The sequence below is a fragment of the Lysobacter silvisoli genome, assembly GCF_003382365.1.
GTDB classification, from domain to species: domain Bacteria; phylum Pseudomonadota; class Gammaproteobacteria; order Xanthomonadales; family Xanthomonadaceae; genus Lysobacter; species Lysobacter silvisoli.
The window spans coordinates 340,512-356,067 of record NZ_QTSU01000003.1 but is presented as its reverse complement, the minus strand read 5'-3'; the positions used below and the strand labels follow the sequence as shown (position 1 = coordinate 356,067).

Below are 15,556 nucleotides of genomic sequence, written 5' to 3'. Positions count from 1 at the left end.
CGTTGAGTGGTAGCGGCCGCGCAACCCTGCGCGACGCGGCCTGGTTCGCGAGCACGGCGCTGGCCGCGCCGGCGACATCGGCCGTTATTCAGTTCGTAGCGGCGAGCAAGAACCCGACACGGCGCTTGCGCGCTCAGGCGCCGATGCGCCCGCGCACCGAATACAGCGGCTCCAGCAACCATTCGTACAGGCGGCGGCGCTCGCCCAGGATGTCCGCGTCCAGACGCATGCCCGGACGCAGCGCCTCGGCTCGGCCGTAGGCCAGGATCGACTGCCGCTCCAGCGCGACGACCACGCGGTAGGCGTTCTCGCCCTGCGCCGCATCCGCGCCGGCGGCGACCGCGCTGCGCGAGACGCGCAGCACGCGGCCGCGGTGCTGGCCGAACTTCTGGTACGGAAACGCGCGGTAACGCAGCAGCACGCGGTCGCCGGGCGCGATGAAGCCGATCGCCGAACTGGGCACCCACAGCTGCGCCTGCAGCTGCGAACCGCTGGGCAGCAAACTCATCAGCGGCTGTCCCGCCTTCACCGCCTGCCCCGGTTCGACCAAGCGGCTGGCGACCAGGCCGGGCACCGGCGCCTTGACCAGCAATTCGCCGCTGGCGTCCTGCTGCAGCCGCTCCTGCCGCAGCTGCGCCATCAGCCGCTGGTGCTCGGCGCGTTGCTGCGCGCGCTGCGCCGGCAATTCCAGCAGGCTCTGCTGCAGCTGCGCCAGCGCGCGCTGCGACTGGCTGGCCTGGCGCTGCATCGCCTGCTGCTGGCCGACCAGTTCCAGCAGCGCCTGTTCCTGCTGGCGCAGCTGCAGTTCGCTGGCGTAGCGCTGCTCCACCACCGCGCGATAGCGGCCGACGGTGTCGCGGCCGATCCGCACCTGCTCGGCGCGCGTGGCCAGTTCGGCGGCGGTCTGCGCCTGTTCCTGGCGCAGGGCCTGGATCTGCCGCAGCAGGCCCGCGCGTTGCGCCTGGACCTGCGCGTCCTGCGCCGCGTCCAGACGATCCAGTCCGTCCAGACGCTGGGCGATCCCGGCATCGGCGGCGGCATGCAGGTCGGCGCCGGCGGCGGTCGCGCGCGGAATCTGCACCAGCGCCAGCGCGCCGCCCGCGGCCACGCGCTCGCCTTCCTGCGGGAACGAACGCGCGAGCACGCCGTCGGCCGGCGCCAGCACCGTGGACAGGCCCAGGTCCGGCACCAGCTCGCCGCTGACGGTGGCGCGGCGCGTGTACTGGCCCAAGATCAGGAAGGCGAGGATCGCCGCCGCCACGACCACGGCGAGCACCGCCAGCGACCACAAGCGCAACGGCTGCGACAGCGACACCGTGCCCAGCCAGCTCACCCGCTGCGCCTGCAGCGCTTCCTCGCGGAACAGCCCGGGCGCGCTCATCGCGGCGCTCCCGCGGTGGCCGGCTCGCGCCGTTCGGCCAAGGCCAGCACGCGCTCCTGCGGCCGGTACTCCTCGACGATGCGCCCGCCGTCCATCACCAGCACGCGGTCGGCGCTGGCGATGGTTTCCGGGCGGTGCGCGATCACCACGCGGGTTAGCGCCAGGCCGGCGATGGCCTGGTTGACCAGGCGCTCGCTGCGCACGTCCAGGTGGCTGGTGGCTTCGTCCAGGAACAGGATCGCAGGGCGCCGGTACAGCGCGCGCGCCAGCACGATGCGCTGCTTCTGGCCGCCGGACAGGCTGCTGCCCATGTCGCCGATCAGGCTGTGGTAGCCCATCGGCATGGCCGCGATGTCCTCGTGCACGCAGGCCAGGCGCGCGGCTTCTTCCACGCGCGCGGCATCGGCGTCCTCGTCGAACGCGATGTTGTCGGCGATGCTGCCGGCGAACAGCTGGTCGTCCTGCATCACCACGCCCAGCATCGCCCGGTACGCGCGCAGGCCGATCGCGGCGATGTCCTGGCCACCCACGCGCACCGCGCCTTCCTGCGGTACGGCCAGTCCCAGCATCAGCCTGACCAGGGTGGTCTTGCCGCAGCCCGAGGCGCCGACGATGGCCACCGACTCGCCGGCGGCGATGCGCAACGCGCAATCGCGCAACACCCAGGGCTCGCCCTCGGCGTAGCGGTAGCTCAGACCCTGCACTTCGATCGACGCATCGGCAGGGAGCGCCCGCTGCGCGCGCGCCGGCGCCTCGCGCTCGGGCGGCTCCAGCACGATGTCGGCCAGGCGCTCGCCGTGCAGGCGCAGCATGCGCAGCTCCACGCCCTTGTCGATCAGCGCGGCCACGCGACCGGAAAATTGGTCCTTGTAGCTGAGGTAGGCGATCAGCATGCCCACCGAGAACACGTTGTCCATGGCCATGCCCGCGCCCAGCCAGATCACCAGCACGCGCTCGAAGCCGAACAGCAGCTGGTTGACGCCGTTGAAGCCCAGGCCCAGCCGCGCCAGCCAGACCTCGCGGTTGCTGGTCTCGTGCATCAGGTTGGCGTAGCCGGCCTCGCGCGCGGCCTCGCGGCCGGCCAGCTTCAGCGACTGCAGGCCGCGCACCGATTCGAGCAGGTAGCTCTGCTGGCGCGCGGCGGCGATCAGTTGGCGCTCGGTGCCGTCGCGCATCGCCGCGAACGCCGCGGTGCGCAGGGCCAGGTAGGCGGCGACCGCGCACAGCGTGACCAGGGCGAGCTTCCAGCTGTAGACCAGCAGCATGACCAGGGTGACCGCGGCCATCAGCCCGTCGATGAAGGCCTCGACGAAGCTGGTCGACAGCGCATGCTGGATGCTGTGCACCGAGCCCATGCGCGAAACGACGTCGCCCAGGTGGCGCTTGCCGAAGAAGCCCATCGGCAGGCGCAGCAGATGGCGGAACACGTTGCCGTTCCACTGCAGGCCCAACGCGGTGGACAGGTGCACCACGGCCCAGCCGCGCAGCACACCGATGGCGGCCTGGAACACCACGCTGGCGGCGAAAGCCAGGCCCAGCACCGCAAGCAGATCGCGGTCGGAGGCGACCAGCACCTGATCGATCACGCCCTGCATGAAGAACGGCGCGACCAGCACGAAGACCTGCAGCGCCGCGGACAAACCGAACAGCAGCGCCAGCGAGCGCCACAAGCCGCGCACGCGGCCGACCAGCTGGCGCAGCGGCAGCGCGGGCGGCGGCGGCGCGCGCTCGAAGCCCTCGCAGGGCGCCAGCTCCAGCGCCACGCCGGTGAAGTGGCGCGAGACTTCCGCGCGGCTGAGGCGGCGCTCGCCGACCGCGGGGTCGAGCATGCTCACCCGCTCGCCGCGCACGCGCGTGAGCACCACGAAATGATTGAGGTCCCAATGCAGGATGCAGGGCGTGCGCAGCTGCTCCAGCTCGTCCAGTTCCAATCGCAGCGGCCGGCCCTGCAGGCCCAGTTGCGCGGCGGTATCGATCAGCTGGCCCAGGTGCGCGCCCTTGAGCGACATGGGGTAACGCCGGCGCAGTTCGCGCAGGCCGATCGCCTGGCCGTGATGCGCGGCGATCATCGCCAGGCAGGCCAGGCCGCATTCGGCGGCTTCGGATTGGACGATGGCGCGCGTAGCGTTCACGCAAGGGCCTGCGCAATTCGGGCAACGGACGAAAATCGCAACGGGCGGCCGCGAAGGCCGCCCGTTGCGCGCAGGCTCAGTACAGCGGGCCGGGCTTGGTCGGCGGCTGCGGGAACGGCAGCGGCTGGGTGGGCGGGTACGGGAACGGCGGACGCGGTTCGGTGCAGGTACCGCCGGTGGCCGGGTCGGTGATCACGCCGCCGGCGACGGCGTCGATGTCCTTGCGATCGAGTTCCTTCATGGCCGCGTCCCTTACTTCTTCGGCTTCTGGTCGATGATGATCACTTCCGGCAGACGGATCGTGTCCGTGGGCGGCGGGGTCTGCGGCTTGGTGATGCGGACGGTGTCCTGATCGCCGCCGCCGGCGACTTGCTGCAGCTGCTGCTGGTCCAAGGTGTGCATGGCTAACTCCTGTAGGGATGGTTGCGTTCCTTGCGGGGAATGACCGGGTCGCGTCCCTGCGTCCGCGGCCGATCCGGCGTCAGCGCGCGCTCAGCGCCGTCGACGCCGGAGGGGTGGGCCCAGGCGTGCCGCCGTCGCGCGGCACGGGCTTGAGCAGGTGGCTGGGATCGGTGCAGTCGCGTCCCTGTTCGTCCACGCCGCGGCCGCCGCCGACGGCCGCCCGTTGTTGCGGTTGCAGTACCTGCATCGCCTTGTCTCCTAGGGGGGTGATCGCGGGCGCGGCGTCGATCGCCGGACCGTGACCCCTAGTTCGTAAGCCGGGGCGCAAACCCGACATCGGCATGCGACTGCGCCGGGCGACCGGCGTATGCTGGCCGCCACCAAGGACAGGTACGGGGGCGCGATGACGGATCCGCAGACCCAGGGCGAGGTCACCGCCCTGCTGCAGGCCTCGCGCGCGGGCGACGGCGATGCCGGCGACGCGCTGTACCGCTTGGTCTACGGCGAACTCAAAGGCATCGCGCTGCGCCACCTGGCGACGATGGGCCGGCAGATCGTGGACCCGACCGAACTGGTCAACGAAGCGCTGCTGCGCCTGCTCGGCGACCGCATCGACGCGCAAAACCGCCAGCATTTCTTCCGCATCGCCGCCACCGCGATCCGCTACACCCTGATCGACCTGATCCGCCAGCGCCAGGCCGAGAAGCGCGGCGGCGGCGCGATCATCACCCGCTTCGACGAAGCGCTGGAGCAGGCCCAGGACGGCGCGATGCCCGATCAGCGCTGGCTGGAGGTGGAAGCGGCGCTGGCCGCGTTCGAGGGCCCGTATCCGCGCCAGTGCCGCACCCTCGAGCTGGCCTATCTGGTGGGCCTGAAACAGCACGAGATCGCCGACGCGCTGGCGGTCAACGTGCGCACGGTGGAGCGCGACCTGCGCTTCGCCAAAGCCTGGCTGCGCGAGGAGCTAGCCCGATGACGCCGGAACAGCACGCCCGCATCGAACAGCGCTTCCAGGAGGCGCTGACCCTGACCGCCGATCAGCGCTCGGAGTTTCTCCAGCGCAGCGAACCCGACCCGCAGGTGCGCGCGGCGGTGGAGCGGTTGCTCGCGCACTGCGCAACGCAAGATCCGTCCGATCCCTTGCGCGATCGCATGGCCGAAGCGCTGCGGGCCATGGCCGCAGCGCCGCAAACGCCGTTGCCGCAGACCATCGGCGCCTACCGCCTGCTGCGCGAACTCGGCAGCGGCGGCATGGGCACGGTGTACCTGGCCGAACGCGCGGCCGGCGACGGCGTGCAGCGAGTGGCCTTGAAGCTGCTGCACGGCCCCTCCGGCGATACCGCGCAGCGACGCATGGCGCGCGAGCGCGGCCTGCTGGCCAGCCTGGACCATCCGCTGATCGCGCGGCACATCGACGGCGGCACCAGCGAGCAGGGCCAGCCCTATCTGGTCATGGACTACATCGACGGCGCATCGCTGCACGAGCATCTGACGCAGGCGCCCGGCGGCCTGCGCGAGCGTCTGCAGCTGTTCCTGCGCTTGTGCGAGGCGGTCGACCATGCGCACCGGCGGCTGGTGCTGCATCGCGATCTCAAGCCCTCCAACGTGATCGTGCGCGGCGACGGTGCACCGGTGCTGCTGGACTTCGGCATCGCCACCCTGATCGACGCCGACGACGGGCCCGCGCGCACCGTGACCGTGGCCTTCACCCCCGGCTATAGCGCGCCCGAGCAGCGCCGTGGCGAGGCCGCGACCACCGCCACCGACGTGTTCGGCCTGGGCGCCCTGTTGTTCGACCTGGTCACCGGCCGGCGCCTGTCGGAACTGCGCGGCCGCGATGCTGCGGTGCCGGTACCCAGCGCTAGCGTCGAAGCCGGCGCGCTGCGGCGCACCCTGCGCGGCGACCTGGACCGCATCGTGTCGACCGCCTGCGCCGAAGCGCCCGGAGAGCGCTATCCCAGCGTGGCCGCACTCGCCGACGACGTGCGGCGCCACCTCGACGGCCAGCCCGTGCTGGCCGCGCACGGCGGCACCGTCTACCGCCTGCGCAAGTTCATCGGCCGCCATCGCCTGGCCACCGCCGCCAGCGTGCTGGCGGTGCTGATGGCCAGCGGTTTCGTCTGGCGTTTGAACGACGAGCGCGAGCGTGCCGTGGTAGCCGAGCGCACCGCGCAGGCCGCACGCGAGCGCGCCGAACAGGAAACGCAGTACACCCAGGCCTCGCGCAAGTTCCTGGAGTCGGTGCTGGCCGAAACCGCGCCCGACGAGGTGCGCGGCGCGCCGGTGAGCGTGTCGGCGCTGCTCGCGCGCGCCGCGGACGAACTGCAAGCCGACACCCGGCAGGACCCGCGCACCCGCGCGATCGCGTGGCTGACCATCGCCGAGGTGCAAGACGCCATCCGCGACCCCCAGGCCAGCCTGCGCGCCGTAGATGCGGCCACCGCCGCGATGGCGCAACTGGACCCCGATGACCCCGAGTTGCGCGCACGCTTGCTCGGCGCACGCGGCTCGGCGCTGCAGGGCATGGAGCGGCCGGAGCAGGCCATGGCCGCGCATCGCGAACTGCTGACGCTGCGCCAGCGTCAGGGCGCCGATGCGACGACCCTGGGCCGCGCCTACGTGCAGTACATCGCCTCGGCCATACAAGCCAACCAGGATCAGGAAGTCGAGCGCGCGATCCAACGCGCGACCGCCGTGCTGGACGCCGCCGGCGAAGCGGCGCCGGAACTGCGCCTGGAGCTGGCCATCGCCGAGATTTCGCCGGCGCTGGCCGTCGGCGACCTGCCGCGCGCCGAGCGCCACCTGCTGCGCGCCCGCGCCATGGCCGCGCCGGTATGGCCGGCCGATCATCCCGGCCGTCTCATCCTGCACCGCCTGGCCGGGCAGTTGCGCGGCAGCCAGCTGCGCCATGACCAAGCCCTGCGCGAAGTCCAGGAAGGCCTGCGCATCGCCCGCACCGCGTTCGGCGAGCGCAGCCGCAACACCATGGAAATGGAGAACGAACTGGGCGGCATCTACCACCAGATGGGCCGGCTGCCCGAAGCGGTGGAGCATTCCGAGCGCGCCCTGCGCATCGGCGTCGACCTGGGTCTGGACCCGCGCCTGCTGGCCAAGCTGCAGATCGACCTGGCCTCGGTGTACGGCGAAAGCATGGGCCAGCCCGAGCGCGCGATCGAACTGCTGGACCAGGCCCTGCAATGGCTGCAGGGCTACGGCGACGAGCCCGACGTGCAACCGTGGCGGATGCGCGCACTCAGCGCGCGGGCCATGTCCCTGGTCACGCTCAAGCGCGACGCCGCCGCGCTGCCGGACTACGAAGCGGCCATGGCGCTGGCGCGCGACCACGCCGATTCCAAGCAACTGATCAGCATCCAGCTGCGCATGGTCCGCCCACTGATTCGCGAGCGCCGCTACGAGCGCGCGCAGCAACTGCTGGACGAGGCCGAAGACCGGGTCGCCAAAGGCCCTGCCGAACACAAGAACTTCGTCCCCGGCCTGCTCGCCCTCAAGGCCGACCTGGCGTTCAAACGCGGCGACCTGGCCCTGGCCTCGCAACGGGTCAGGCAGGCGTTGGACGCCGCCGCGGCCAGCCCCGCCTACGACCCGCTGATGATCGCCAACGTGCAGCTGATGGCCGCCGAGATCGCCCATGCGCGCGGCGAACGCCGGTCCGCGCGCGAGCTGCTCGAGCACGCCACCGCCGCCTACGACGCCGGCCTGCCGCCGGGCGCGGTGCAGCGCGTTCGCGCCGAGCAGCTGCGGCGCAAGCTCAGCGGCTGAGCGGCCGCTGCGGCACGAGACTGATCGCCGATCGAATCGCGGCTTACGCCGCTCCCGCAAACGGCCAAGCACCGCTTTCTGTGGGAGCGACGTGAGTCGCGATAACGCCGGCCGGCGTGATGGCGCGGTCGCGGCTCACGCCGCACCCACCCCAAAGCGCGGTGCGGCGGTGCAGGCGCGGGCGCGCACGTGCTAGCGTCGCCAGCGTTCCCCCCTACCGGATCGACCATGCGCCTCGTTCTAGCCGCGGCCGCGCTGCTGGCGCTGGCCGCCTGCCAGCGCGCCGTCCCGCCCGAGGACGCGGCGGCCGCGCGCCGCATCGAGGCCGACCTGCGCGCGCTGGCCGACGACCGCATGCAGGGCCGCGAGACCGGCAGCGCCGGCTACGAGCGCGCCGCGCGGTACACGATCGCGCGCATGCAGGCGATCGGCCTGCGGCCGGCCGGCGAGGATGGCGGCTACCGCCAGCGCGTGCCGCTGCTGCGCGCGCAGCGCCTGGCCGAGGGCAACACCCTGGTGGTGGAGCGCAACGGCGCCACGGTGGCGCTGCGTTTTCGTGAGCAGTTCCTGCCGTTGCTGGACTTCGAAACCGAACAGGCGCAGGTGGCGGCGCCGGCGGTGTTCGTGGCCCAGGCCGTGCACGCGCCGGAGCTCAAGCAGGACGATTTCGCCGGCCTGGACGTGCGCGGCAAGGTCGCGGTGCTGTTCGGCGGCGCACCGGCGCGCTTTCCGCCGGACCAGCGCGCGCATTACGCCAGCACCGACGAGAAGCTGCGCGCGCTGGCCGAACGCGGCGCGGTGGGCGCGGTGTTCGTGGCCACCGCCGGCGACGAGGAAACCTACCCGTGGGCGCGCTCGGCCGCGCAGTGGCAGCGCCCGGGCCTGAGTTTGCGCGGCGCCGACGGCGGTCCGCTGGAGCGCCGCGGCTCGCTGCGCGTGGTCGCACGGGTCAGCGCCGAAGCCGCCGACATCCTGCTCGCCGGCGACGGCCGCAGCGCCGCCGGGCTCTACCGCGACACCGACGCCGGCCGCCTGCGCGGCTTCGTCCTGCCCGGCACGCTGAGCCTGAGCTCGCGCCAGCGCATCGCGGCGCTGGAGTCGCACAATCTGGTCGCCCGCCTGCCCGGCGGCGAACGCGGCAGCGAGCACGTGGTGTTCAGCGCGCACCTGGATCACATCGGCACCGGCGCGGCCGTGGACGGCGACAGCCTCTACAACGGCGCGGTCGACAACGCGCTGGGCGTGGCGGTGATGCTGGAAGCCGCACGCGCGCTGGCCGCCGGGCCGCAGCCGCGGCGCTCGCTGCTGTTCGTCGCGGTGACCGGCGAGGAGCACGGCCTGCTCGGCGCGCGCTGGTTCGCGCGCCATCCCAGCGTCGCGCCCGGCACCCTGGTGGCCAACCTCAACCTGGACATGCCGCTGCTGCTCGCGCCCACCCGCGACGCGGTGGCCGTGGGCATCGAGCATTCCAGCCTGGCGCCGCTGGCGCGGCAGGCCGCACGCGACACCGGCCTCACCCTGTCGCCGGACCCGGCGCCGCAGGAAGTGATGTTCGTGCGCAGCGACCAGTACGCCTTCGTCCAAGCCGGGGTGCCGGCCGCCTACCTCAACGCCGGCGTGATCGGCGCCGGCTTCGGCGACGACCCGCTCGCCGCGCAACGCGACTACCTGCGCCAGCGCTACCACCAGCCCAGCGACGACGCCGACCAGCCCATCCAATACGCCGACGCCGCCCGCCTGGCGCGGCTCAACGCGCGCCTGGCCGAGCTGATCGCGCAGGCACCGCAGCCGCCTACCTGGAACGCGGGCGACTTTTTCGGGCAGCGCTATGGCGTTGCCGCCCCCATCAAGCAAGCGGAGCCCTCGCGTGCGCCCTGATCCGCGCGATCGTTGTCGCCTGTTGCTGCGCTGGCCCTTCCTGCTCGCGTTGGGCCTGCTGATGCTCAACGACGCGGTGTTGAAGGCCGCCTGGCACAACGCCTTCACCGGCAAGTTGTCGGACTTCGCCGGCGTGTTCGCGTTCGCCTGGTTCTGGTCGGTGGTGATCGGGCGCGCACGGCTGGCGATTCATGTCGCCGTGGCCGTCGCGTTCGTGTGGTGGAAGTCGCCGTGGTCGTCGGCCGCGATCGAGGTTTGGAATGCGCTGCCGTGGTTCGACGTGGCGCGTGTGGTCGACTACGGCGACTTGTGGGCCCTGGTCGTGCTGCCGGTATCGCTGCACCTGCTGCGGCGCTCGTCGGAACCCGTGGCGCAAGGCGCTGCGGCCTGGCCGGCGCTGAGCGTCGCGGCGATCTCGCTGATCGCCTTCACCGCGACCAGCAAGGCACCGCTCATGGTGAATGTCCCCAAGGAAGCGGTCGTCTACCTGGCGCCGTTGGCGCCGGATCAACTGCTGTTGCACTCCAATCCGGACGGCGACCGCGAACTGGCCGATCCGGAACGCTACCCGTTCGTATTCCGCTGGCACGACTGCGCGGTCACGGCCGAGTTCGACCTGCAAAGCGCAGGCACGACGACGCAGATGACGCTGCGGCGGTTCATCTCGATCGACTGCGATGTGGACCAAGCCGAGCTGTCGGATCTGTTCCGCTCCTTGCAGCCCGCGCTGCGCTCGCGCCTGGGGGCCAGGTTGCTGCGTCCTTACGCCGTGCCGGAGAACTGCTGCTCAGGCGCGTCGCGGTTTTAGGCTGCGCCCGCGCACCTATACTCACCCTATGAAAACCCTAGGCCTGCTAGGCGGCATGAGCTGGGAATCCACGGTTCCCTATTACCGGCTGATCAACCAGACCGTGAAGGAGCGGCTGGGCGGACTGCACTCGGCGCGGCTGCTGCTGTACAGCGTGGACTTCGCCGAGATCGAGCGCCTGCAGCACGCCGGCGACTGGGAGCAGGCCGGGCGCGTGCTCGGCGAGGCCGCGCGCGGCCTGCGCGCGGGCGGCGCCGAGCTGCTGGTGATCTGCACCAACACCATGCACAAGGTGGCCGACACGGTGCAGGCCTTGTCCGGACTGCCGCTGCTGCACATCGCCGATCCCACCGGCGAGGCCATACTCGCCGCTGGGCTGCAGCGCGTGGCCCTGCTGGGCACGCGCTTCACCATGGAACAGGATTTCTACCGCCAGCGCCTGCAGGAGCGGCATGGCCTGGAGGTGCTGGTGCCCGACGCCGACGGGCGCGAGCGCGTGCACCGGGTGATCTACGACGAGTTGTGCCTGGGTACGGTGCGCGAGGAATCGCGCCGCGAGTACCAACGGATCATCGCCGGCCTGGTCGCGCGCGGCGCGCAGGGCGTGATCCTGGGCTGCACCGAGATCGGCCTGCTGATCGGACCGCAGGACGTGGAGGTGCCGGCGTTCGATACCACCGCGCTGCATGCGCGCGCGGCGGCACTGGCGTCGATCGGCTAACCGCGCGCTACCGTCCCGGCAACGGCAACCCGCGGAAGGCCTTGACCGTGCGCAGCACGAAGCTGGAATTCACGTCGGCCACGCCGGCCTGGTTGAGCAGGCGGTCGAGCAGGAAGCGCGAGAAGTGCTCCAGGTCGCGCACCGCCACCAGCAGCAGGTAGTCCATGTCGCCGGTGAGCGCGTGACAGGTCACCACCTCGTCCCAGTCGTTGACGAAGCGGCTGAAGTCGGCCACCGCCTCGGCATCGTGGCGGTTGAGCTGCACGCGCACGAAAGCCTGCAGGCCCAGGCCCACACGCTCGGCGTCGACCTCGGCGCGGTAGCCGGCGATCGCGCCCTCGCGTTCCAGCCGCTGCACCCGGCGCAGGCAGGCCGAGGCCGACAGGTGCACGCGTTCGGCGAGCTCGGCATTGGTCAGACGGCCGCTGCGCTGGAGTTCGGCCAGCAGCAACAGGTCGGTGCGATCGAGCTGGATGGCGGTCATATTCGTGCAATAGTTTCAACCGTAACGCAAGAATATTGCGCCAAATCCCATAATGGACGCAACAACGCAAGCTTCTTGCGCGGCTGCGGGGCTACAGTCACGGATCACCCCCGCTCCGCAGCCGCCGCCATGAACGCCACCACGCCGCAGCGCGTCGAACACCAGCTCACCGACAAGGGCTACGTGCCGGTCTACACCACGGCCGTGATCGAGCAGCCGTGGGCGTCGTATAGCGACACCGACCATGCGGTGTGGGCGCAGCTGTTCGAGCGCCAGCAGAAGATCCTGGTCGGCCGCGCCAGCGACGAGTTCCTGATCGCCCAGCGCGCCATGCACATGTCGCCCGACCGCATCCCCAAGTTCGACGAACTCAACCGGGTGCTGCGCGCGGCCACGGGCTGGGAGCTGATCGGCGTGGAAGGCCTGCTGCCGGAGCTGACCTTCTTCGACCATCTGGCCAACCGCCGCTTCCCGGTGACCTGGTGGATCCGCAAGCCCGAGCAGATCGACTACCTCAGCGAGCCGGACCTGTTCCACGACCTGTTCGGCCACGTGCCGCTGCTGATGAACCCGGTGTTCGCCGACTACATGCAGGCCTACGGCCGCGGCGGCGTGAAGGCGCACGCGATCGGGCCCGAGGCGCTGGTCAACCTGACCCGGCTGTACTGGTACACGGTGGAGTTCGGCCTGATCAGGCAGGCCGACGGCCTGCGCATCTACGGCAGCGGCATCGTCTCGTCCAAGGGCGAGTCGATCTACAGCCTGGAATCGGACGCGCCCAACCGCATCGGTTTCGATCTGCAGCGGATCATGCGCACGCGCTACCGCATCGACACCTACCAGAAGACCTACTTCGTCATCGACAGCTTCGAGCAGTTGATGGACGCGACCTCGCCGGACTTCACCCCGCTGTACGCGCAGCTCGCCGCGCAAGGCTCGGTGCCGGCCGGCGAAGTGCTCGCCGGCGACCGCGTGTACCAGCGCGGCACCGGCGAGGGCTGGCTCAACGACGGCGACGTCTGAGCCCGACGCCGCAGTAGCCCGGGCTCAGGCCCGGGCCGCCCATCGCGACACTTCGTCCTCGCGTTGCGCCGGCGCCGCCAGCAGCTGCCGCGACAGGGCGCGCGCGGCCACGCGCAACTCGGGCACCGCGGTGATTTCCCACAAACGGCCGCGCAGCAGCGGGCCCAGGCAGTACAAGCCGCGCACCGGCGCGCCGTTGGCGTCCAGCGCTTCGTAGCGCTCCGAGGTATTGAGGCCCAGACCCAGCGGGTCGGCGCTGATCAGGCCCGATTCGCGCAGGTGCGCGACCAGCGGGTGGGTGGTGCATTCGATGTCGGTGTCGAAACCGGTGGCGCGAATCAGCACGTCGTAGCTCTCGCTGCGCACCTGGCTTTGGCCGCGCTCGCGGATCAGCGCTTCCACCGCGTCGGCGCCGCGGCGTGCGCGCAACAGCCGGCCGGCGCGCACGCGCAGTTGGCCGCTGACCTGGAGCAGGTCCAGCTCGGCCGCGACCTGCGGCGCCAGGCGGTGGCGCACGCTTTCCCAATGCGAGCGCAGGTGGCGCAGGAAGCGACCTCGCTGCGCCTCGGGCAGACCGCGCCAGTAGCCCTGCAGATACGGTCGCAGCGCGTCGATCAGCGCGCGCCAGTCCGACACGATCGGCAGCAGCGAACGCAGCGCGCGCAGCAGCTGGCCCAGGTCGTGCGCGTTCAGCGCCTGCAGCACCGTGGGCGGTAGCGCCACCGGCACGCAGGCCTCGTCCAGATGGCGTCGCGGCAGCAGGCCGTGGCGCGACAACGCGTCGATGGGGCCGCGGTGGCCGCGCCGGCGCAGGGTCGCGACCACATCGGCCATGGTCAGGCCGGTGCCGACCACGAGCAGGCGCGCATCGGGATCGATGCGGTCTATCGCACCGTCCTGCCAGGGCCAGCCCAGATAGCTGGAGTGCACGGCCAGGCGCGGACCCACGCCGGCCAATGGCTGCGGCGGCAATGCGCCCAGCGTCAGCACCACGCGTTCGCTGAAGAAGTCGCTGCCGTCGGCCAGGTGCACACGAAAGCCGCCGGGACTGCGCTCGACCGCGATCGCTTCGTGTTCCACCAGGTTGAGCGCGGCGTCGCTGGTATCGGCGGCCGCGCGCAGGCGCGCGTGCAGGTATTCGCCGTACATCAGCCGCGGCAGGAAACTCTGGCGCGCGCGTTCGGTCAGGTTGAGCCAGTCGGCGAATTCGCCGGGATAGTCCGGCGTGGCGCCCAGGTCGCGCGCGCGCACGTTGAGCAGGTGTTCCGGCCGCGCCTCGCCGTAGGCCACACCGCGGCCGTAGCTCTCAGCCACGCCGACCAGGGTCAGGTCGTGGCCGGGTCCGGCTTGCGCCGCCAGTTCGGTCGCCAGGGCGCTGCCGCTGAAGCCGGCACCGATGATCGTGATCCGCATGCGCTCGCCTCCGTGGGGGGAGGCTCTGTTCTAGTGGATCGGATGCGGGCATTGGTAAAGCCGGGGTTAGCGGCGCGTGAGCGGCACCCAACCAAGTTTCAGACCCTCATAGCGCAAGGTTATGAGGCCGGCACCAGCAGGTCGCTGTGCGGCGCGCGGCGCAGGCCTTGCACGAAGCGCGCCGACCACGCCGCGAAGTAGCCCAGGCTGAAGCCCGACACCGCCAGGTCCCAACCGAGCAGGCGGTCGCGCCAGTCCGGCCGCACCGCCATCGCCACCTGCAGCACGTAGTGCGCGCCGAAGAAGCCCAGATTGCGCAGCAAGGGCACGACGCTGCCGGGTTGGCGCACCAGGCCATGCTGGCGGTCGACTTGCAGCGGCACCGCCAGGCTGGCGCCCAGCGCGGCGCCCAAGACCGCGCCCAGCGGCCAGAACGCGAGCGTGTCCCAAGGCGCGGCGCGATGGCCGAACAAGCCGGCCAGCCCCCAGATCACGAAGATCGCGGGCACCAGCCACACACGCGCCAGCGGCAGGGTCTGCGGCTTGAGCCGGCGCGCGCCCAGCCAGGCCAGGACAGCGAACAATGCGAACACCCACGCGGGCGTGCCTTGCAGGATCTGGATCGGATTCATGGCATCGGTGCTCTGTGAGTAGCAGGAAAAGGTCCGCGATCAAACCGCGGTCGAACGCGCAGCGACGACGGCCGCCGGCGACGCACGTCGAGGTGCGGCGTACTTGCGGTCCAGCATCAGCTTGGCGATCACCGCCACCAGCAGCGGGCCGAACCAGGCGAAATAATGCAGCGTGGTGCCGTTCGCCGCCGGCAGCAGGCGCGGCAAGCCGATGGCGAGGAAGGCGATATGGGTGGCGATGCCGTTGCCCAGCATCGCGCTGTAATGCTCGGTCATCCACCAGCGCGGGCGCGCGGCCAGGCGCTCGCGGCGCAGGCGTTTGCTCAAGGTGTCGTAGCCGACGTACAGGCCGATGGACGAGAAGCCGATGAACAGCGGCGAGCCGTCCTTCAGGCCCAGCGCGAGCACGCCGATGCCGGCGGCCAAGGCGAGCAGGCCCGAGGCCACGTATACGGGCCCGGTGTAACGCACCACGTCGTGCTTGTCGCGGATCGCGCGCCACGCCGCCCACACGCCGTTGGCGGTGATCGCGGTCAGATAGCCCAGGAATGCGGCGGTGTAGACGTCGCCCCGGCTGTAGCGCCACAGCGCCATCGGCACGGCGGTGAGCAGGATGCCGACCATCGCCAGCAGATAGATCTGGCCGGCGCGACGGTGCAGCGCGCTGCCCTTGCGCGCGGCGGCGGCGGTCCAGAACGTGGCCAGGGCCAGGGTGCCGACGGCACCGTGCACGGCGACTAGGGTCTGGTAGGCGGTCATGGCGGCGGCTCCGGCTGGGATGAGCACAGGCTCCGCTTCGACGCCGGAGCAGCGCAGTGCCCGCGGTCACCGCCGCGACCTGCCGGAAGTCACTTTTCGCTGCGCGGCCGTTGCCAGCGGACGCCGGCGCGCCGCAGCATGGC

At 71.4% G+C, this 15,556-nt stretch carries 15 protein-coding genes; 6 read left to right on the top strand and 9 right to left on the bottom strand.

Annotation, left to right across the window (positions count from 1 at the left end; all coding sequences use genetic code 11):
* Nucleotides 1-133: 133 nt before the first annotated feature.
* The 5 genes from DX914_RS16665 to DX914_RS20290 all read right to left on the bottom strand — a co-directional run bounded on the left by DX914_RS16665 (nucleotide 134) and on the right by DX914_RS20290 (nucleotide 4,162).
* A complete protein-coding gene (locus DX914_RS16665) occupies nucleotides 134-1,381 on the bottom strand; it encodes an HlyD family secretion protein (RefSeq protein ID WP_115860816.1) in 1,248 nt (415 codons plus the stop codon).
* Nucleotides 1,378-3,513 carry a peptidase domain-containing ABC transporter gene (locus DX914_RS16660; RefSeq protein WP_269204255.1) on the bottom strand — a complete coding sequence of 712 codons (2,136 nt, stop codon included), beginning with the start codon at nucleotides 3,511-3,513 and terminating at the stop codon, nucleotides 1,378-1,380. The genes DX914_RS16665 and DX914_RS16660 overlap by 4 nt, the downstream gene beginning before the upstream one ends.
* 76 nt (nucleotides 3,514-3,589) lie before the next feature.
* The gene (locus DX914_RS20300; RefSeq protein WP_158549376.1) at nucleotides 3,590-3,754 is read right to left on the bottom strand and encodes a hypothetical protein; all 165 of its coding nucleotides are present in this window, start codon (nucleotides 3,752-3,754) and stop codon (nucleotides 3,590-3,592) included.
* Nucleotides 3,755-3,765: 11 nt separating this feature from the next.
* Complete coding sequence (locus DX914_RS20295) at nucleotides 3,766-3,915, bottom strand: hypothetical protein (protein ID WP_158549374.1); 150 nt, start codon at nucleotides 3,913-3,915, stop codon at nucleotides 3,766-3,768.
* Between the two features lie 79 nt (nucleotides 3,916-3,994).
* Nucleotides 3,995-4,162: a hypothetical protein gene (locus DX914_RS20290; protein WP_158549372.1), complete on the bottom strand. Its 168-nt coding sequence runs from the start codon at nucleotides 4,160-4,162 to the stop codon at nucleotides 3,995-3,997.
* A 156-nt stretch (nucleotides 4,163-4,318) separates the two neighbouring features.
* Here DX914_RS20290 and DX914_RS16655 point away from each other — a divergent pair, with 156 nt between their 5' ends.
* The 5 genes from DX914_RS16655 (at nucleotide 4,319) to DX914_RS16635 (ending at nucleotide 11,102) form a co-directional block, all read left to right on the top strand.
* Nucleotides 4,319-4,891 (top strand): ECF-type sigma factor, encoded by a 573-nt coding sequence (locus DX914_RS16655; RefSeq protein WP_158549370.1) that lies wholly within the window; start codon nucleotides 4,319-4,321, stop codon nucleotides 4,889-4,891.
* Entirely contained in the window at nucleotides 4,888-7,695 is a 2,808-nt protein-coding gene (locus tag DX914_RS16650; protein ID WP_115860814.1) for a serine/threonine-protein kinase, read from the top strand. The genes DX914_RS16655 and DX914_RS16650 overlap by 4 nt, the downstream gene beginning before the upstream one ends.
* Nucleotides 7,696-7,923: 228 nt before the next feature.
* Complete coding sequence (locus DX914_RS16645; protein WP_115860812.1) at nucleotides 7,924-9,573, top strand: M20/M25/M40 family metallo-hydrolase; 1,650 nt, start codon at nucleotides 7,924-7,926, stop codon at nucleotides 9,571-9,573.
* Nucleotides 9,563-10,381 (top strand): hypothetical protein, encoded by an 819-nt coding sequence (locus DX914_RS16640; RefSeq protein WP_147300713.1) that lies wholly within the window; start codon nucleotides 9,563-9,565, stop codon nucleotides 10,379-10,381. Before DX914_RS16645 ends, DX914_RS16640 begins: the two co-directional genes overlap by 11 nt.
* Nucleotides 10,382-10,409: 28 nt before the next feature.
* Nucleotides 10,410-11,102: an aspartate/glutamate racemase family protein gene (locus DX914_RS16635; protein WP_115860808.1), complete on the top strand. Its 693-nt coding sequence runs from the start codon at nucleotides 10,410-10,412 to the stop codon at nucleotides 11,100-11,102.
* 7 nt (nucleotides 11,103-11,109) lie between these two features.
* On the opposite strand, the gene DX914_RS16630 is transcribed toward DX914_RS16635, so the two are convergent.
* Entirely contained in the window at nucleotides 11,110-11,586 is a 477-nt protein-coding gene (locus DX914_RS16630; protein WP_115860806.1) for an Lrp/AsnC family transcriptional regulator, read from the bottom strand.
* A 129-nt stretch (nucleotides 11,587-11,715) separates the two neighbouring features.
* On the opposite strand from DX914_RS16630, the gene phhA reads away from it, so the two are divergent.
* Nucleotides 11,716-12,609, top strand: a complete 894-nt coding sequence (gene phhA, locus DX914_RS16625; protein ID WP_115860804.1) for a phenylalanine 4-monooxygenase — start codon at nucleotides 11,716-11,718, stop codon at nucleotides 12,607-12,609.
* 24 nt (nucleotides 12,610-12,633) lie between these two features.
* Here the strand turns inward: phhA and DX914_RS16620 are convergent, their stop codons facing one another.
* From DX914_RS16620 to DX914_RS16610, 3 genes are all read right to left on the bottom strand, one after another.
* On the bottom strand, nucleotides 12,634-14,022 hold the full coding sequence (locus DX914_RS16620; RefSeq protein ID WP_115860802.1) for an FAD/NAD(P)-binding protein: 1,389 nt from the start codon (nucleotides 14,020-14,022) through the stop codon (nucleotides 12,634-12,636).
* A 119-nt stretch (nucleotides 14,023-14,141) separates the two neighbouring features.
* Nucleotides 14,142-14,654 carry a DUF6622 family protein gene (locus DX914_RS16615; RefSeq protein WP_115860800.1) on the bottom strand — a complete coding sequence of 171 codons (513 nt, stop codon included), beginning with the start codon at nucleotides 14,652-14,654 and terminating at the stop codon, nucleotides 14,142-14,144.
* Between the two features lie 39 nt (nucleotides 14,655-14,693).
* Nucleotides 14,694-15,413: a DUF2306 domain-containing protein gene (locus DX914_RS16610; RefSeq protein WP_115860798.1), complete on the bottom strand. Its 720-nt coding sequence runs from the start codon at nucleotides 15,411-15,413 to the stop codon at nucleotides 14,694-14,696.
* Between the last annotated feature and the right edge of the window lie 143 nt (nucleotides 15,414-15,556).